General features: G+C 61.2%; 13 protein-coding genes and 1 tRNA gene. 5 read left to right on the forward strand and 9 right to left on the reverse strand.

The annotated features are described in order from the left end of the window. Positions 1-11: 11 nt before the first annotated feature. The gene (locus tag AB5Y82_RS17900) at positions 12-221 is read right to left on the reverse strand and encodes a DUF1127 domain-containing protein (protein ID WP_005337823.1); all 210 of its coding nucleotides are present in this window, start codon (positions 219-221) and stop codon (positions 12-14) included. A gap of 525 nt (positions 222-746) precedes the next feature. Between AB5Y82_RS17900 and AB5Y82_RS17905 the strand changes: the two genes are divergently transcribed. Next, complete coding sequence (locus AB5Y82_RS17905; protein ID WP_368174326.1) at positions 747-1,640, forward strand: DNA replication terminus site-binding protein; 894 nt, start codon at positions 747-749, stop codon at positions 1,638-1,640. A gap of 156 nt (positions 1,641-1,796) precedes the next feature. On the opposite strand, the gene AB5Y82_RS17910 is transcribed toward AB5Y82_RS17905, so the two are convergent. From AB5Y82_RS17910 to AB5Y82_RS17920, 3 genes are all read right to left on the reverse strand, one after another. Further along, entirely contained in the window at positions 1,797-5,672 is a 3,876-nt protein-coding gene (locus AB5Y82_RS17910; protein ID WP_368174327.1) for an SNF2-related protein, read from the reverse strand. Positions 5,673-6,107: 435 nt separating this feature from the next. Beyond that, the gene (locus AB5Y82_RS17915; RefSeq protein ID WP_245147528.1) at positions 6,108-7,193 is read right to left on the reverse strand and encodes an ATP-binding protein; all 1,086 of its coding nucleotides are present in this window, start codon (positions 7,191-7,193) and stop codon (positions 6,108-6,110) included. Continuing rightward, a complete protein-coding gene (locus tag AB5Y82_RS17920; RefSeq protein WP_368174328.1) occupies positions 7,190-7,918 on the reverse strand; it encodes a response regulator in 729 nt (242 codons plus the stop codon). The genes AB5Y82_RS17915 and AB5Y82_RS17920 overlap by 4 nt, the downstream gene beginning before the upstream one ends. A 157-nt stretch (positions 7,919-8,075) precedes the next feature. On the opposite strand from AB5Y82_RS17920, the gene AB5Y82_RS17925 reads away from it, so the two are divergent. After that, entirely contained in the window at positions 8,076-9,233 is a 1,158-nt protein-coding gene (locus AB5Y82_RS17925) for an efflux RND transporter periplasmic adaptor subunit (RefSeq protein WP_368174329.1), read from the forward strand. Positions 9,234-9,248: 15 nt separating this feature from the next. Further along, positions 9,249-12,383, forward strand: coding sequence for a multidrug efflux RND transporter permease subunit (locus AB5Y82_RS17930; protein ID WP_368174330.1), 3,135 nt, complete (start codon positions 9,249-9,251; stop codon positions 12,381-12,383). Positions 12,384-12,469: 86 nt separating this feature from the next. Here the strand turns inward: AB5Y82_RS17930 and AB5Y82_RS17935 are convergent. After that, positions 12,470-12,559: transfer RNA gene (locus AB5Y82_RS17935), tRNA-Ser, on the reverse strand. A 439-nt stretch (positions 12,560-12,998) separates the two neighbouring features. Between AB5Y82_RS17935 and AB5Y82_RS17940 the strand changes: the two genes are divergently transcribed. Beyond that, a complete protein-coding gene (locus AB5Y82_RS17940) occupies positions 12,999-13,892 on the forward strand; it encodes a L,D-transpeptidase family protein (protein WP_234888432.1) in 894 nt (297 codons plus the stop codon). Positions 13,893-13,925: 33 nt separating this feature from the next. Beyond that, on the forward strand, positions 13,926-14,912 hold the full coding sequence (locus AB5Y82_RS17945) for a DUF481 domain-containing protein (protein WP_107685118.1): 987 nt from the start codon (positions 13,926-13,928) through the stop codon (positions 14,910-14,912). A gap of 116 nt (positions 14,913-15,028) precedes the next feature. Here the strand turns inward: AB5Y82_RS17945 and AB5Y82_RS17950 are convergent, their stop codons facing one another. The 4 genes from AB5Y82_RS17950 to AB5Y82_RS17965 form a co-directional block, all read right to left on the reverse strand. Further along, a complete protein-coding gene (locus tag AB5Y82_RS17950; protein ID WP_076495096.1) occupies positions 15,029-16,444 on the reverse strand; it encodes a DASS family sodium-coupled anion symporter in 1,416 nt (471 codons plus the stop codon). 245 nt (positions 16,445-16,689) lie between these two features. Further along, entirely contained in the window at positions 16,690-17,415 is a 726-nt protein-coding gene (locus AB5Y82_RS17955; RefSeq protein ID WP_368174331.1) for a MaoC family dehydratase, read from the reverse strand. Positions 17,416-17,660: 245 nt separating this feature from the next. Further along, positions 17,661-18,632, reverse strand: a complete 972-nt coding sequence (gene rlmF, locus AB5Y82_RS17960) for a 23S rRNA (adenine(1618)-N(6))-methyltransferase RlmF (protein ID WP_368174332.1) — start codon at positions 18,630-18,632, stop codon at positions 17,661-17,663. Between the two features lie 148 nt (positions 18,633-18,780). Continuing rightward, positions 18,781-19,269 (reverse strand): C40 family peptidase, encoded by a 489-nt coding sequence (locus AB5Y82_RS17965; RefSeq protein WP_005334331.1) that lies wholly within the window; start codon positions 19,267-19,269, stop codon positions 18,781-18,783. Positions 19,270-19,313: the final 44 nt, after the last annotated feature.

Consider the following 19,313-nt stretch of genomic DNA (forward strand, 5'->3'; position numbering starts at 1 on the left):
TGCCCGGCTGATCAACCACGCCAGAACGGCTTGGTGGTCTCTTGATAACGGTCAGCTTCGTTCAGGCCGATGTCTTTGAGCAGGTACTCGGGCAGCTCGGAGAGCTGGCGACGGCTGCGGCTGCGCTCCAGCCAGGTCAGAACGGTCATTTTAACGCGAGCAACCAGATTCAATTGGCTGGAATGCTGGTAACCGGTTTCGGTATAAGTCATGTTGGCCATGATGTGGCTCCTCTGAATATTTGTTTACGCACTGGGCTTTATTTGATGCGCAAAGCTTAGTCAGGGAGCAGGGCCGACTCAATTGACGAATTTTGATACGTTACATTAGTAAATCTAATGTCTAAAAACGGCAGGATTTAATTTTAATGCTTTGATTTTAAACAAATAATTATTTTAACGGTTGGCCAGCAGAGTCGCACAGCATATTGTGCTGCATGGCACCCATCTATATATGCATTTTACTGCTTTACATATGCAGGGGTGGACAAGGTGTGAACAGCTGACAACAGCGGAGTTACACATCATTGTTAATTTAATGATCTTGTGGCGATCTTTATTTAACACCATGAAACATAAATAAAACCATCACCACATCCCCATTCAGAGGCGTACATTGCCCCTTCCTCAAAGTGCCTCTTGGCACTCCAGCCGCATGCTGGTATGTTTATTTATACAGTAGTTTTGCTACCCGCAGCGATGTCATACCTGATCTCGTCAACAGTGGGTCAGACCACAGGATCATCGATGGATACCTTTACCCCGACCGCCGCCCTGCGTCAACAGATGGCCGCCATTGAAGCCGCTCTCAACCAGCTGGCCGATCTGCTTGGCCAGCTCGAGCTACAGGAGGCCCATGTCTATCCCCTCCCTCCGGTTGCGCAGGGGGAAGAGCACGACCCGATCGAGCAAATTGAGGTGGGCTATCTCAACGGTGAAGCCGCGCTGGCGGCCACCCTCGCAGCCTATCGGGATCACAGCGCCCGCCCCGGCTGCTCCACCAAGGCGACTCATCGGCTGCCCGGCTGGTTGCGCTTTCCTGCCGCCGCAGCCCCCTTGCTGCAACCGCTGATCGACCAAATAAACCAGCACAAGCTCGATTTCAAGGCGCTGGTGCAGCAGGCGGGGGGACGGGACGAAAAGTTCGAGCTGGTACATACCGCTCTGCCCGGGGTGATCACCTTGCAGGTCTACCGCAAACTGACCCTGCTGGCGGGAGAGCTGCAATCCCTCGGCTTTACCTGGGCTGACAAGCAGACCATCAATCGCCTAAGTCGCGAGCAGGTGCTTGAGATGCTGGAGCGCAGCCGCCGCTATATACCGGCCCTCTCCAACAACGAGGAGTGGAGCAAGATGGTGGATCAGGAGGTGTACGACATTCGCCGCCTACCTGCCGATGCCGAGCTGCGGATCCGCCGCCCGGTCAAGACCCACCCGATGATCAATCTGCTCTGGCTGGAGCGCCCCCCGCGCAAGCAGCAGATCAAGGCGAGCCTGCCGCTCTTGCTCTGCTCGGATACCCCGCCCGCGGTCACCCATCTGGGCAACTATCCCCCCAAGAGCCGGCAGGCGCGGCGAGATCGCAAGATTGGCGGCGAGCCCATCATCGAGCGGCTGCACCTCTATCTCTATCAGGGGTGACTGGATCAGGGATAGCTGATTCAGGGATAACTGCGCCGCCTTGCCGCAATAAACGATGAATCCCGCATCAGCATCCCAAACGAGAAAGGGGAGAACATCTCTGGATGTTCTCCCCTTTTCTGTATCGATAGGCGGTATGAAAGGTGGCGCCGCCAATCAGCCCATCAGCAGGGCCCGCAGGCTCTCCACATCCAGCCCGCGCACCTCGGACTGGCCACTCAGCAACCCATCGGCCAGCGCCCGCTTCTCGTCGTGCAGAGCGACGATCTTCTCCTCCACCGTCTGCTCGCACACCAGCCGGTACACGGTCACCGGCTGGGTCTGCCCCATCCGGTGCGCCCGATCGCTCGCCTGATCTTCCACCGCCGGGTTCCACCAGGGATCGAGGTGCAGCACGGTATCGGCCTGGGTCAGGTTGAGGCCGGTCCCCCCCGCCTTGAGGCTGATGAGGAACAGCGGCACCGCTTCATGACGAAAACGCAGGATGGAGTCCTGACGGGATTTGGCGGAGCAGCCGCCATCCAGATAGCAGTAATCCCAGGATTTCTGCTCGATGCGGGCACGCAGCAGGCTCAGCAGATCGACGAACTGACTGAACACCAGCACCCGATGACCACCGTCGATCGCCTCTTCCAGCAGCGCCATCGCCTCGTCCAGCTTGCTGCTGGTTTGCGACCACTCGGGCATCACCAGCTCCGGCGAACAGCAGAGACGGCGCAGCCGGGTCAGGCCGCTCAGCACATGCATCAGGGCGCGACCATCGGCGCTTTGCACCTGCTGCACCACCTCACGCCGGGTCGCCTCGTAGAGCTGACGCTCTTCGGGGGAGAGGCTGATGTGGTGGATGATCTCGGTCTTGTCCGGCAGCTCGGTCAGCACCTGTTGCTTGAGGCGGCGCAGGATGAAGGGGCTGATCACCGCCCGCAGCAGCGCCATGTGCTGAGGATCCTTGACCGCCTTGCCAAAGCGACGCTTGAACTCGCCAAGGCTGCCGAGCAGCCCCGGGTTGATAAAGGTAAAGAGGCTCCACAGCTCCCCCAGGTGGTTTTCGATGGGAGTGCCGGAGAGGGCGAGGCGAAAATCCCCTTCCAGCTGGAACAACAGCTTGGCACGCTGGGTGCCGGCGTTTTTGATCTGCTGCGCCTCATCGAGCACCATGCTGGACCAGCGGCGGGACTTGAGCGCCTCCGCCAGGCTGCCAAGCATGCCGTAGTTGATGAGGATCACCTGACCGGCCTTGGCCTCGCGAATAATCCCCTCCCGCTCGGCCGGGTTCTCGAACACCACCACATCCAGTTCGGGGGCAAAACGGGTCACCTCCTCCTGCCAGTTGGTGACCACTGACTTGGGCACCACCACCAGCGCAGGGCCAAGGTGCTGGCGCATCCGCAGCACGATAAGCGCCTGCAGCGTCTTGCCCAGACCCATGTCATCGGCCAGACAGGCACCAAAACCGTGATGGGCCAGGGTCGCCATCCAGCGCACCCCCTCCTTCTGATAGTCCCGCAGGGAGGTAAGCAGCTCGTCCGGGCAATCGACCTCCTGCTGCCACTCCTGCTGCAGGGATTGCCACGCTGCATCCCCTTCGGTGGTAATGACCGAGAGCAGACGAGTGAGCGGATAGGCCAGCTTGTTGTTGATGCGCTGCTCTTCATCGAGCATGGCCCCCAGCATGGTGAGCCGCTCCACCAGCTTGTCGCTCAGCATCAGGCTGGTCTTCTCATCGAGCTGAACGGTGCGCTGGCCCGGGGTCATCTGGCGCAGAATAAGGCGCAGGTCGAGGATCTGGTGCTCATCGAGGGCCAGTGCCCCTTCGACCTGGAACCAGTCCTGCCGCCGCTCGATGCGCAGGCTCAGAGCCGCTTCATCAAGGCTCTTGAGGCGAGCACTGTCCTGATGCCAGTGAATGACCACACCGGCATCCACCAGCTCGGGCAGGGCATTGACCAGCGCCAGCGCCTGCTCCCCCTGCAGCAGCCACTCGCTGCCGGGCAGGCCGATGGGCAATTGATTGCGCAGCAACTGGGCCTGCCCCTTCTCGGCCCCGAGATCCCGCTGCCAGTAGTGGTACGCCTTGATCCCCTGCCGCACGATCGCCTCCCCCTTGCCAAGGGGCTGGGGCGGCAGATCCTCAAAGCGGGTCACCAGCTTGACCGACAGCTGACCATCCTGCCAATCCAGTTGCACCGAAGGAATGCCCGGCCAGGGAGCCAGTTCGGCGTTGCCGCTAAGCCCCGCAACCTGACTGTGCCAGGGCAGCTCGGGAATGGCGTCCAGGGTGCGTTGCAGCTCGGCCAGCCCCTCGGCGGGCAGCAACGGGATAGATTCGAGCGCTGGCAAGCGGTCGAGCAGCGGCTGCGGAGTGAGGATCAGCTGCCACAGGTCCTGCGCCAGCGGCATGATATGGGCCCCGCGGGCGGCCGCATCGGGACAGAGCTGCGCGCTCATCCCCTGTTCGGTGGCGACCACCTGCAGCAGGGGGGCGCTGATGGCCAGTTGCAGCTTTTGGCCCTTGGCGTTGAACAAGCGGGGGTGATCGGCCAGCGGTGCCCAGACATCCCGCGGCAACCGCCCCATCACCCGTGGCAGGGTGCGAACCAGTGCCCAGTCATGCTCATCGAGCATGGCGGCATACTGGGTAGAGAGCAGGGCCGGATCGACCCGGCGACCGGCGGTCCACTCCCCCTTGGTACTCAGCTTCTGGATCTTGCACTCCAGCTCGGGGCCCTCGGCATGGAGCAGCCAGACCAGCCGCTCTTGCGGCTTGCGTACGCCACTCGAGCGTCCCAGCCCCTGCAGCCAGTTGAGCCAGCTGGCAGAGGCCGCGGTTTTATCCTCGTCCCCGTCATCATCCTGCTCGTCACGGCCCTCTTGCGTACTCTCCTCACTGCCGCGCAGTTGGCACAGGGGCGCCCCTTTGGCCGCCTCGCCCAACAAGATGCGCAGCAGATCCTGACAAAACGCCATCAGGCGATGATGGGGTTCGGCATCGAGCAGATGGGATAGATCCCACTTATGCAACATGGCCACCTGCGGGCTCTGGGCACCGTGACGGGCCAGCGCGCAGAGATCGAGCCAGAGATAGCCCCAGTGGAGCTCCTCCACCGGTAGTTGCAGGGTATCGAACAGGCCGACCGCCTGACCGTGGCGATCGCCCGCCCACTGGCTGAGCAGATCGGCAAGCAGGGGGAACTGGCCAGTCAGACTGCGCTGCCACTTCTTGCGCTGTTCGCTGGCGATGACGGGATCGGCCTGCTGCAACCAGCCAAGCCAGAGCAGGGCGCTGAATGAACGGGGCCACTGGCCCGCCTCACCCTCATCGGTTGCCTGCCACTGGCCCAGCGCGGTGAGCAGCCGCTCGCCAAGCGGGCCGCTCTGGCTTTGTTGGGCCAGCGCCTGCAGGGCTGGCCAGCCGGGGGCGGCATCCTTGTCCTCGCCGGTTGGCGATGTGCTCTCGCCATCCCCGCAGAGCCAGCGCCACTCCGCCTCGAACGCTTTGGCCCTGGCCTGCACCTCGGGGGCGCAGCGCACCAGCGCATTGGCCAACGGCCAGCGCTCTTCATAGGGGGCATCAAGCAAGAGTTGCAGCGAGAAGTGCTCCAGCAACATTTGCTGCCAGGCGGGGCTGGAGCCCGCCAGCAACTGGTGAGCGTCCGGGGTATCGAGCAGGGTCAGCAGATCGCTGGCCGAGAAATAGGTGGGGATCTCCCCCGCCTTGCCGCGGCAGAGCTCGCGCACCACCGCATGGGTGAGATCCTGCCCGGTCAATGAGGGCACCCGGCTCCAGTCCGGCGCCGGGCAGAGACCGGCACGCACCCCCAGGATCAGCGCCAGCGTCCCCTCGGCGGTCAGGCTCCACTGCTGCTCCCCGCGCAATCTGACCAGCCCCGCATCCTGCAATCGGGTCAGTTTATCGATCAGGGCATGGCCTATCGCCAGTTGTTCTTGCAGCAAACGGGTACTGGCAACGCGCTGCAATTGCAGGGTGGCGAGCAGGGCATAACTATCCGAAGAGAGGGTGGACGCAGACATCAAGACTCACGGGCAAGTGCAAAAGCGGAATTTTAACGGTAAAGCGCCAGCGGCTCGACCCTTTACCGTGAAATAACTCAAAAAAAAAAACGGCCATCCATGATGACCGTCGAAAGTAACGAAGGAAATAGCCGGATCATCCGGTTACCTCCCACAGCGGGAAAATCGGGAGCGCTAGCCCCTAATTCGTGGAGCCAATGCTAGAGGTTGGCGCCCGAAAAAGCTTTGAAGCGGATCACAGTTGAAAAGGATTTCTGAAAACGGTTTCAATTTTTAGCGGCAAAAAACCATGATTTCGCGCCAAATGAGCCATGTCCCAACCCCTCCTGCTCACCCGGCACAAGCGGTAGAAAACCCTATAACGGTCGCTTGCCGAACGCCCCTGTGCGGGCAGCTGTCAGCTGTATAGCTTCATCAAAACCTGCCGCCCGCAGGCTAGGTTTCAGGGCAACCGGACATGGCCGAGATGGGCCAGGAGAGCACGAATCGGCTCCCTCCCCGTCCGGTAGATTGGCAAACCGCGCTGCCACCGTGCGCCTCGGCAATCGCCTTGACCACGGCGAGTCCGAGTCCGCTCCCGCCGCTCTTGCGCGAGCGTGACGGATCTCCCCGACGAAACGCATCGAAGATACAGGCGGCGACCTCCTCGCTGATGCCAGGCCCCTCATCTTCCACACTCAGGACACACACACTCTCCGAGCGATACAGCCGCACGGTCAGCAGGCCCGGCAGCGCGTGCTTCTGGGCATTTTCCAACAGCGCCATCAGAGCCTGACGGATACGAAACAGATCGCAGCAGACATGAAGTTCGCTATCGAGCTCCCGCTGCAACACAAATCCGCTCGCCGCCAGAGGGCTGGCAAACGCCTCAAGCACCACGGCAAGCTCATCGGCCAGCCTGACCTCGGTCCGCTGCAACTCCAGATGGCCACTGTCGTTGAGGCTCAATACCCGCAAATCCTCGATCAGGTGATTGAGCCCCTCCACCTGACGCAGCAACCCCTCGAAGAGTTCGCTGCTGGGAGGAAATACCCCTTCAGCCAGCCCCTGCAAACGGCCGCGCAAAATGGTCACCGGAGTGCGCAACTCGTGGGCGATGGCGGCATTCCAGAACTCCCGCTCGCGGGTCATGCTCTGCAGTCGCTCGGCCATGGCGTTGAAGTCGCGCACCAGTTGCGCCGTCTCCCCGATCGCCTGCTCATCCTCCGGCACGCGGGCATCGAGTTTGCCCTCGGCCACCTCACGCAGGCTGGTTGCCACCGAGTTGAGGGGAGTCAGGATGCGGCGAGAGAGGCGAACCGCCACGTACAGCGCCATCCCCAATGCAATGAGAATGGTGGAGCCGATCCATAACATCTCGACTCTGGAGGGCACCCAGGTCTCGGAGATGCTGCCCGGCACAAACGCCACGGCGATGCCATAAAACACATAGGTGCCGATCACCGCGAGGGAGATGATGCCAAGCGTCATCAAGCCCAGAGAGCGGATGATCTGCCTGCGAAGGCCGGGCGCCGATTTCATGCATCGCTCCCGAAGCGATAGCCAACGCCCCAGACACTGGCGGGGACCCCCTGAATGCCGTGTGCCTCCAGTTTTTTGCGCAACTTGCTGATGTGGCTATCCACCGTACGCTCCTGGGTATCCCCCTCCGGCAAGCAGTGAGTCAGCAGTTCGGCGCGACTGAACGCCCGTTTCGGCGCCCGCATCAAAGAGGCGAGCAACTTGAACTCGGTCAGGGTTAGCTCCAGCACCTGCTGCTGGTCATCGCGGAAAATGCTGGCCTCGTGGCTCTCCAGATCGATCTGAAACTGGCCGACCCGCAGCACGTTCGCCGTGGCAGGCTTTACGGCCCGGGAGCGCCTGAGCACGGCCTGCACTCGCGCCACCACTTCGGCCGGATTGAAGGGTTTGACCACATAGTCATCCGCCCCCATGCGCAGCCCCATCAGCTTGTCGAGATCCTGATCGAGGGCGGTCAGCATGATCACCGGCGTATCGCCACGCGCCCGGATCTCGCTGAGCACCTGCCAGCCATCCAGTTGCGGCATCTGCACATCCAGCAGCAGGAGGTCGGGTTTGAATGCCTGATGCATGGCCAGCGCTTCACGGCCATCGGCGGCGTGCAGGGAGCGCAACCCATGACGTTGCAGGTAAGCGGCGAGGATGTCGGCGATCTCGGCTTCATCCTCTGCAATCAGTACCAGTGACTGGCCCGCCGGGCTGGCGGAAGCATTGAGATGGGACATAGTCGGACTCAAAAAAAGGTGGCGTTGAACTTTATCATCGCCTCCATGGATTCTCCACAAAGCCTCGAATCATTCGCAATAGCCCCTCGCCATAATGGCCGCTCGATGCACTCTTCGGTCACATCACACCGGAGAGACGGTTTAACGAGGTGAGTGGATGATGTTTGTAAAACAGCGGTATGCGGGCGCCCTGCTCGCCGTCATTGCCGCATTCGGGTTGGCGGGTTGCGATGTCGCGCCACAAGAGCAGGAGGCACCCGCTCTTCCTCAGGTGTCGGTGCTGACATTGACTGGTCGGGAGCTGGTCATCAGCGAGGATCTGCCCGCTCGGGTGGCGGCACTGCGCAGCGCCGACATTCGCGCCCAGATTAGCGGCATCGTACAGCGCCGCCTGTTCGAGCAGGGCGCCGAGATCAGCGCAGGCACAGTGCTGTTCCAGATAAACCCGGCCCCCTTCAAGGCCGATGTCGACAGCGCCGCCGCCGCATTGCAACGGGCCGAGGCCGTGCTGGCTCGCGCCCGCATCCAGATTGAGCGCCTGCAGCCGCTGCTGCGCACCGACGCCATCAGCCGCCAGACCTATGACGATGCGGTCTCCCTGCGGGATCAGGCGGCCGCCGATGTAGCCCAGGCCAGGGCGACTCTGGCCCGGCACCAACTGAACCTGCAATTTGCCAGCGTGGAGGCCCCCATCGCCGGACGCATCGATCAGGCGCTGGTGAGTGAAGGGGCTCTGGTGTCCCCCACCGATACCACTCCCATGGCCCGGATCCAGCAGATTGATCAGGTCTACGTCGATGTGCGCCAACCGGCCTCGGTGCTGGAATCCCTGCGCCAGCAGGCTGGCTCAACGGCACCGGAACTGGCGGTGGAGATCCTCGGTAGCAATGGCAAGCCGCTCGGCATGCAGGGGCGCATCCTCTTCTCCGGCATCGAGGTCGATGCCGGAACCGGCGACGTGCTGCTGCGGGTGCTGGTGGATAACCCTGAGCGGCGGCTGTTGCCCGGTCTCTACGTGCAGGCGCGCATTCCCCGGGCCCGCTATGCCAACGCCCTGACCGTGCCCCAGCAGGCGGTAGTTCGCACCTCGGGTCAGACCAGCGTGTGGGTGGTGGATGGCCAGGGGCAGGCACAACTGGTTCCGGTCAATACCGCTGAACTGGTGAATAACCAGTACCGCATCGCGTCCGGGCTCAGTGCTGGGCAACAGGTGGTGATCGAAGGGATCGACCGTCTGACCCCGGGGGTTCAGGTCATTGCCTCCCCCTGGCAACCACCCACCGTCAGCCAACCGGCTGACGGTGGCATTCGCTGAATCGGAGAGTTATCCATGCCGCAGTTTTTTATCCATCGCCCGGTGTTTGCCTGGGTGATCGCCCTGTTCATCGTGCTGGCAGGGGTCATCGCCATCCCCAAGCTCCCCATCTCCCGCTATCCCTCGGTGGCGCCGGTGTCGGTGACCCTCTATGCCACCTATCCGGGCGCCACACCGCAGACCCTGAATGATGCGGTGGTGAGCCTTATCGAGCGCGAGCTGTCGGGAGTGAAGAACCTGCTCTACTTCGAGTCATCGGTAGATGCCTCCGGCAGCGCGCAGATCACAGCCACCTTCAAGCCGGGCACCGATCCGGAGCTGGCCCAGATGGACGTGCAAAACCGCATCAAGGCAGTCGAACCCCGCTTGCCACAGGCGGTGCGGCAAACCGGCCTGCAGGTGGAGTCCGCCTCGTCCGGCTTTCTGATGATGGTCGGTATGACTTCACCGGATGGCCGCTTCGATGAGGTCGCGCTGAACGACTACATGGCCCGCAATATCGTGCAGGAGCTGCGCCGCATCGACGGAGTGGGGCGAGTGCAGCTGTTCGGCGCCGAGCAGGCCATGCGCATCTGGGTGGATCCGGGCAAGCTCGCCGCCTACGGGTTGACCATCAGCGAGGTGGCGCAGGCCATCGAGCAGCAGAACGTGCAGATTGCACCGGGGCGCCTCGGCGACGAACCCGCCCTGCCTGGCCAGCGACTGACGGTTCCCCTCACGGTAGAGGGGCAGCTGACCACTCCCGAGGCATTCGCCGCCATCGTACTGCGGGCAGGTGCCGATGGCGCCAAGCTGGTGCTGGGTGACGTGGCCCGGGTCGAGCTGGGGGCGCAATCCTACGCCTTTTCCAACCGCGAGAACGGGGTGGCTGCCACCAGCGCCGCCATCCAGCTCTCCCCCGGCGCCAACGCCGTACGCACCGCCGATGCGGTACGCACTCGCCTTGCCCAGCTCTCGCCAACCCTGCCGGCGGGCATGGCCTATTCGATCCCCTTTGACTCGGCCCCCTTCGTCAAGGTCTCCATCGACAAGGTGATCCACACCCTGCTGGAAGCCATGGTGCTAGTGTTCCTGGTGATGTTCCTCTTCCTGCAGAACCTGCGCTACACCCTGATCCCGGCCATCGTCGCCCCCATCGCCCTGCTCGGCACCTTCGCGGTGATGCTGCTGGCCGGCTTTTCCATCAACTCCCTGACCATGTTCGGCATGGTGCTGGCCATCGGCATCATCGTCGACGACGCCATCGTGGTGGTGGAGAACGTCGAGCGCCTGATGGCCACCCAGGGGCTATCGCCCAGGGAGGCGACATCGCGGGCCATGAAGGAGATCACCGGGGCGGTGATCGGCATCACTCTGGTGCTCACGGCGGTGTTCATCCCCATGGCGTTCGGCAGCGGCTCGGTCGGGGTCATCTACCAGCAGTTCACCCTGTCGATGGCGGTGTCGATCCTGATTTCCGCCTTCCTCGCCCTGACCCTGACGCCGGCGCTCTGCGCCACCCTGCTGCGTCCGGTCAGCCCGGATCACCATGAGAAGCGCGGTTTCTTCGGCGCCTTCAACAGGGGCGTCGAGCGGCTCACCGCAGGCTACAGCGTTCGGGTCACCCGGCTGGTCGGGCGCAGCGGACGCATGATGGTCACCTTCGCCACCCTCTGCGCCGTGCTGGCCATTGCGGCCACCCAGCTGCCCTCCTCTTTCCTGCCGGACGAGGATCAGGGCTACTTCATGACCTCCATCCAGTTGCCGACCGGCGCCACCAGCGAGCGCACCCTGGCCGTCATCAAGGAGTTCGAGGCCCATGTGGCCTCTCGCGAGGTGCTCGACACCAATCTGGTGGTGCAAGGCTTCAGCTTCTCCGGCGCCGGCCCCAATGCGGCCATGGCCTTCACCATGCTCAAAGAGTGGGATCAGCGCCATGGTGCCACGGCTGCCGAGGAGGCTGAGCTGGCACAGGCCGCCATGGCCAACAGCAAGGAAGGCACCGTGATGAGCCTGCTGCCGCCCGCCATCGACGAACTGGGCACCTCTTCGGGTTTCACGCTCTTCCTGCAAGACAGGGCCAACCAGGGGGAGGCCGCGCTGCTGGCCGCCCAGGCGCAGCTGCTGGCACTGGCGGCCCAAAGCGAAGTGGTGAGCGATGTCTATCCCGACAGCCTGCCCCCCGGCGAGAGCATTCACCTCGAGATCAACCGGCAGAAGGCCGAGGCCATGGGACTCTCGTTCACCAGCGTGAGCAGCACCCTGTCGGCGGCGATGGGATCGCTCTATATCAACGATTTCCCCAACGGCGGTCACATGCAGCAGGTCATCCTGCAGGCCGACGCCAAGGCGCGCATGCAGCTCGATGACGTACTCGGCCTGCGGGTGCGCAATGCCAGCGGCGGCATGGTGCCCCTGCGGGAGGTGGTGACGCCGACCTGGCGCCAGTCGCCGCAACAGATGATGCGCTTCGAGGGCTTCCCCGCCGTGCGTCTCTCCGGGAGTGCCGCCCCCGGGGTTTCCAGTGGCGCCGCGATGGCGGAAATGGATCGCCTGGTGGCGCAATTGCCGCCAGGCTTCGCCCTGGCCTGGACGGGACAGTCGCTGCAGGAGCGCCAGTCGGCGGCCGAGGCCCCCCTGCTGATGCTGCTGTCGGCGCTGGTGGTCTTCCTGGTGCTGGCGGCACTCTATGAAAGCTGGTCGATCCCGCTCTCGGTGATGCTGGTGGTGCCGCTGGGCCTGCTCGGTGCCGTCGCGGCCGTGATGCTGCGCGGCATGCCCAACGACGTCTTCTTTAAAGTAGGCATGATCACCATCATCGGGCTGTCGGCCAAGAATGCCATCCTCATCGTGGAGTTTGCGCGCCAGTTGCACAGTGAAGGGCGCTCACTGCTTGATGCGGCTGTCACTGCTGCCCGCCTGCGCCTGCGCCCCATTCTGATGACGTCGCTGGCCTTTACTCTCGGTGTGGTGCCCTTGATGCTCGCCAGTGGCGCCAGTGCGGAGACTCAGCACGCCATCGGCACCGGCGTGTTTGGCGGCATGATCAGCGGCACCCTGCTGGCCATCTTCTTCGTACCGGTCTTTTTTGTCTTCATCATCGGGGCGCAGCAGCGCCTGCACTCCTGGCAGGCACGGCGAGCATCCAACGGCATTCATCCGGGCCGATGACCACAGATACACAGGCAGCCGGATAGTCCCTCAGCACATAACCAAAAGAAAAAGCCCAACCTGCTAAACAGGTTGGGCTTGGTATGTGGCGGAGAGACAGGGATTCGAACCCTGGGTGGCATTGCTGCCACAATTGATTTCGAGTCAATCCCGTTCGGCCACTCCGGCATCTCTCCGTGGGGAGAGAGTTTTACCCAAGCTGGGCCGAGGATGCAATAAAAATTTCTTAGATATCAAATGGCTGAATCAGCTATCTGGGAGCAGGCTCACAATGCGGCGCGTGATGTTCGCGTTGCCAGGCCACCCTGCATCCACCCGCCATTAACCCTCTCGCACACCCGGCCATTATCCATATCGTGGTATTCCCCTATTGCCAGGAGGCGTCTCTTTTTCCTGCTTAGCGCTCAAATTTATGGGTGATGCCGATTTTGGCAGGTTTCCTATGTATCCCCACATCATTGCGAGTGCGCGGCAAGCTGGTAATCATGGGCTGATTGAGGAACAATCGCGCCATCCTGGCGGCTGTATTGATGATGTTCCGCCCCGATTGAACTGATGGATCTTCTTATGCGATTGCCGAAAATCAAGCCCCTACCCTTAACGCCCGCCCTTTCCATGCTGCTGGCAGCGATCCTGCTATGCGCGGCGCCGGCAGAGGCCAAACGCTACCCGCTGCCACCTGCCGGGAGTCGCCTCATCGGTGAGCTGGAGGATTACATCATCCAGCAGAATGAACATCTGGAGCTGGTTGGCAAAAATACGCAAATTGGATTTTTGGCGCTGCTTGAGGCAAATCCGGGTGTAGACCCCTATTTACCCAAGCCTGGCACCCGCTTGACGCTGCCCACCCAGATGCTGCTGCCTGATGTGCCTCGCGAGGGGATCGTCATCAATCTGCCCGAACTGCGTCTCTACTACTTCCCCAAGGGGAAAAGCGAGGTCATCGTGCTGCCCATCGGGATTGGCGATATCGGCCGTGAGACACCCGAGATGACCACCACGGTCATCGAGAAGAATCCCAACCCGACCTGGGTACCCGGCCCCATGGTGCGCAAATCCTGGTTGGAGCAAAAAGGGATCACCCTGCCCGCCGTGGTGCCCCCCGGCCCGGAGAATCCCCTCGGCAAGTTCGCCATGCGCCTTGGTTACGGCAAGCGTGACTACCTGATCCACGGCACCAACAAGGATTTTGGCGTTGGCCTGCGGGTAAGTGCAGGCTGCATCCGGCTGCGACCTGACGATATCGAGGCCCTGTTCAAGATTGTGCCGATCGGCACGCCGGTACGGGTCATCAATCAACCGGTCAAGGTAGCCATCGAACCGGATGGTCGCCGCTGGCTGGAGGTACACTCCCCGCTCTCCCGCACCGAAGAGGAGCTTGAAAATGGCGCCCCGCTGATGCTATCACCGGCCGTAGAGAGCTTTATCAGCGCACCTGATGTGATGCAGGATGAGGTGACGGCGGCGCTGGAGAGCAAAAATGGCCTGCCCCGCCCCATCAGCAGTTAACTCATCAGCACCATACCGGAGTTGCCTCACGTCATGAAATACCTGCTTCTCATGCTCATGGTGGTCTGCCACCCCCTGTGGGCAAAAGACATCCTCTGGATGAGCAATGGCGACCGTCTGACCGGTACCATCGAAGAGATTGGCGATGAGTCGGTACGCATCTCTTTGCCCTATACCGGTGCCGTTACCGTCAAGCGGGATGCCATCAAGCGCTGGCGACTAGAGCATCAGGATAAACCCAAGGCGACCGCCAAAGGTGGATTCACCCTGTTCAAGGATGAGCAGGATGAACGCAAGGCCTGGCTCTGGACCGGTAGTGGCGATCTCAACATCAAGCTCAAACACAAGGACAAACGCACCAACAACGTCAACTTCAAGGGCAAGACCGAGTTGGCCAATCTGGACTGGCGCTACAGCTTCTCCGGAGAGTACTCCTACGAAACGTCTGACAGCATCACCGATAACCACGACTACAAACTGAACCCGACCATTGACTACTTTTTCGATCAGCAGTGGTTTGTGCGCAGCTCGCTCAATGCCGAATATGACATGCTGGAAAGCAACTACCTCAGCCTCGACTATGGTACCGGGCCGGGTTACCGCTTCTGGAACGAGAAGCGCCGTCGGCTGGAGTTCGTGGCGCAAGGGGGTCTGCGCAAGGCCTACTTCAGGGAAGAGAGCGGGATTGGGTTGCTCTTCAAAGGCAACCGGATCATCGACTACCCCTTTGCCAGCATGAACTGGGATTATCGCCAACCCATCCCGATATGGCGGGAAAAACTGGAGCTGTTCAGTCAGGGGCGCTATCTGCTCTATCTGGATCAACCCTCACCCTATATCACTCTGAATCGAGATGTGACCGGCAGCGTGGGCTTGCGCTACTACTTCAACGACCACCTGCGCCTCTCCTGGTCGAGCGAGATGGAGTGGGAAGATGGCGAAGTGCATTTCGTCGGTCTCGAGCAAAAGTACAAAGAGACCGAATTCAGGCACCTGCTCAATCTGGGCGCCAGTTTCTGAGTCAACTGTAAACAGAAAGAGGAGCCAAGTTGGCTCCTCTTTCTGTTTTGGTCATCACCTGCCATGGCACTTCTCCGATGATGGAGCAGGCAACAGATGAGAAACCGGCCGTACGCTCAGATCAGTCCCCAAGCGGCAATCTGGTAGATCCATACCATCGCCAGCAGGGTGCCGACCAGCCCCATTATGACACCGATGCGCACCATCTGGTGACTCTCCACCAGACCGGTGGCGTGGGCCAGCGCATTGGGCGGGGTACTGATAGGCAGCGACATCCCGAGCGAAACCGAAATGGTGACCGCCAGGATCAAGGTGTGGCTACCGCCCCACTCGGCCAGCTCCGGCATGCTGACCGCCAGTGCCGCCACCAGTGGCAGCAGCAGATTGGCGGTCGCGGTGTTGGACATAAAGTTGGCCATCACCACTGCCAGCAGACAGGCACCGACCAGTACCGCCAGCGTGGAGTATTCGTGGAACGGAATATGGGTGATGAGCCGCTCGGCCAACCCGGAGTCCTCCAGCGCCAGCCCCAGCGCGATACCGCCCGAGACCAGCCAGAGCACGTCGAGGGAGATCTTGTGCAGATCGTCCTTGGTGATGATGCCGGTGGTCAGGAACACAGCTACCGGGATCATGGCGACCACGTAGGAGCTCATGCCATGCAGATCCCCCAGTAGCCAGAGCACTATGGTGGTGATAAAGGTGAGGTAGACCACCCAGGCGCGAGGGGTCTGCATAAAGCGCCCCTCAATCTTGAGATCCATCCGCTTGAGGGTGCTCGGGAAGAAACGCCCCAGCAGGAACCAGCCGAGCAGCAACAGCAGCACCACGAAGGGCACCGCAAATCCCATCCACTGACCGAACGAGATGGCATGCTCGCCGGTCAGGTATTTGAGGGCCACTGCATTGGGCGGAGTGCCGATGGGAGTGCCGATCCCGCCGAGATTGGCCGCCAGCGGAATGGCCAGCACAAAGCCTATTTTGGCCGGGTCCTTGTCGGGGAACGCTGCCAGCACCGGGGTAAGGATGGCCAGCATCATGGCGGTGGTGGCGGTATTGCTCATGAACATGGAGAAGGTGGCGGTGATCAACATCAGCCCCAGCATGACGATCCGGGGATCCTGACCGAACGGGCGCAGCAGCACCCGCGCCAGATTGACGTCCAGATGGTACTTAGTCGCCGCAATGGCGAGGAAAAAACCGCCGAGAAACAGCATGATAACCGGCGAGGCAAAGGTCGCCATCACCTCGGTGGACTTGAGCAGCTCACCAAACCCCGGTTCAGCCTTGTCGGCAGTCATGAACCAGAGCCCCTTGTCGGAGAGCAGCAGCAGCTCCAGCACGATGATCAGCACCGAGGTAGCAAAGATAGGGATGGGCTCCAGGATCCAGCAGAGGGCGGCCAGCACGAAAATGGCCACGACCCGCTGCTCGATGACGGTGATCCCCTCCAGCGGGATCCAGTGGGTCGGGATCAGCAGGATGGCGAGGCTCAGCAGCAGTGGCAGAATAATCTTGTTATTGATGGGCACTATTGTCTCCAGGATCGGGAGTAAGAAGCCAATAGTGGCATAACATGCTATCGCCTCACGCGGCTATCTCGCCAAAATGAGAGCTGGCTAACTGCACGGCGCACCGTTTTGTGAGTCATATCAAGCTGGGGTCAGCGCGCGATGGCTGACGCCTCAACCCTTGCAACAAACAGGCAAAAAAACGGGCCCGCTGTTCGTTGCACACGACAGCGGGCCCGTTTCACCATTCATGCCGATGAGGGGGCTCAGAAGTAGATGCGGGTCACCGACTCGATGACGCAACCCGGGCGGCGGATCCCTTCGATCTCCACCTTGATCTCTTTGAGCAGCTCCAGCCCACCCTTGATGGGGGTGACCCGGGCCAGCTTGGTGCGGGCGCGGATGTTGCTGTCCACCTTGATGGGGTACGGGAAACGTACCTGATCCAGCCCGAAGTTCACCACCATGCGGGCGGTCGGGAACTCGGGGGTGGCCTCATCGACCGAGCTGGTCAACTGCGGCAGCAGCGCCAGGGTCAGGAATCCGTGGGCGATGGTGGTCTTGAAAGGCGACTCGGCGGCCGCACGCTCCGGATCGGTGTGGATCCACTGGTGATCCCCGGTTACTGCAGCAAACTGATCGATCATCTGCTGGCTGACGTGCAGCCACTCGCCGACATGGGTCTCTTCACCAATGCGGGCCTGCAGGGCGGCATAGAGCTCGGCCGCCTCGGCCGCCAGCTCAACAGCGGGTTCCTGAGCCACGGCAGGCTGACCGTTGGCTACTTGTGCCACGGTTGCTGCATCCTGTTGCTGCTCGCTCTGGGACTCGGCTTGCAAGTCCAGCACACGTCCCAGCAAAGGGTGAAGATGTGCCTTTTGCTGAAACTCACGCCAGTAGTCGCGGATCGCCGGAGAGAGCCAATCCTTGAGCTCAAAGGGGTGCTGCGCCAGAATTTCGCGCTTGCGCTTCAGAAAATCGACAACTTTCATCTACCGATCCCTATTTGATTCAATGCCTGTAAAGAGGTCTAACCAGTCCTATTTTATTAAAGTTTCAGCTGTAAGTGCAAAAAAATCTCGGCGTACACCTGTACCAAGGCGGAAGTAACTACTTATACCATGTAAACCAGCACGATCTGCCAATGAGGAAATCGATTGCCAAAGATGCCGCCAGCAGGGGAAATTCGCGGTGCTCATCATGAAAAAAGGCCCTCATCGGGCCTTGTAGTGGGGACTCAGCGCGCGCTCGACCAGCCGCGACGCAATCCCTCTTCATCCAGGAAGGACCAAGCGAGGATCCGGCTCACCTTGTTGCCCTGTGCCATGTCGATCACCCGTACCTGACGGGCTCCCACACGGCTCAACGCCTTTTTCGCCCCCGGCAGGTTCTCTTTTTTCGACACCAGCGAGCTGAACCAGAGACACTGAGTGGCAAACTCCTTGCTCTGGGCAATCATGTTGGCCAGAAACGCCGCCTCGCCCCCTTCGCACCAGAGCTCGGCCTTCTGGCCGCCGAAGTTGAGCACAGGGGCGCCTGTCACCTCCTTGCCCAGATTGCGCAGCTTGCGCTCCGTCCCCTTGCTCGCCTCTTCCAGCGATGCATGGAACGGCGGATTGCACAGCGTCAGGGCGAAGCGCTCCTTCGGCCCTATGATGCCGCGAAACACATGGTTGGGGTTGCCCTGCAGGCGGCACTCAATCTGGTTGCCGAGTCCGTTGCTCTTGGCCAGCAGGGTGGCCGCCTTGACCGAGACCGGATCGATATCCGATCCGACAAAACGCCAGCCATATTCACGGGCCCCCAGCAGCGGATAGATGCAGTTTGCCCCCACCCCGATATCAAGCACCCTCACCCCCTTGCCGGTAGGGAGCTGGCCTGCGCTCTCGGCCAACAGGTCGGCCGCCCAGTGCAGGTAATCCACCCGTCCCGGGATAGGCGGGCAGAGGTAACCGGCAGGCAAATCCCAGTGGGCAATCCCGTAGTGATGAGCCAGCAGGGCGCGATTGAGGGTCTTCACTGCATCGGGATCGGCAAAATCGATGGTGCGGGTGCCGTAGTCATTGATAAAGACGTGGGCAGCCAACTCGGGAGTTCGCAGGCAGAGCGCCTCAAAGTCGTAACCTGCCTGATGGCGATTACGGGAGTGAAGTCCGGATTTGCGGTCGCCCGACTTGGGGCCACCGGCTGATTGTATGCGGGGTTTCATGCTGAGCCTGCCGAAGAAAACGGGCCCACACTATAGTGATTTGACTCGGGAAAGTCTAAACGAGGGCAATAAAAAACCGGGCTATCGAGCCCGGTTCAAGTGAGGTTGGAAAAACAGTCCGTACTGCGAGCCGTTTGTCCAGCCTGACTCAGATATCGATCCGGCGAGCTTGCCAGAACTTGTTGCGCCAGTATTGGCTATCGAGCTTGGAGCGCGTCACACCGGCTCGAGTCGAGGCATGGATGAATTCACCATTGCCGACATAAATACCAACGTGGTTGAGACGACGATTGATTTTGAAGAAGACCAGGTCACCCTCGACCAGATCCTGCTTGGAAACGCGCGTCCCTTCGTGGACTTGGGAGCGGGTATCGCGGGGTAATTCGATACCGACGGCATTGCGGAACACTTCACGGGCAAAGGCGGAACAATCGATACCGCGCTGGCTGCTGCCACCCATCCGGTACGGAACACCACGCCACTCTTTATATACAGTCAGGATTTCATTCACATCGGGTGTCTGGGAAGCTTCCGGTTCGATGACAGGTTCAACCATGGAAACTTCGATCTTGCTCGCGACCTCGGGTTGGGGTGCCGAGGCACAACCCACCATTCCGAGCGCGACCAGCAGTAGCATCAGGTGGCGCAATCCTTTATCCCCGCTAAATAGTAAATCTTGTT

The organism is Aeromonas sp. s13 (assembly GCF_040907905.1).
Taxonomy (GTDB): domain Bacteria; phylum Pseudomonadota; class Gammaproteobacteria; order Enterobacterales; family Aeromonadaceae; genus Aeromonas; species Aeromonas veronii.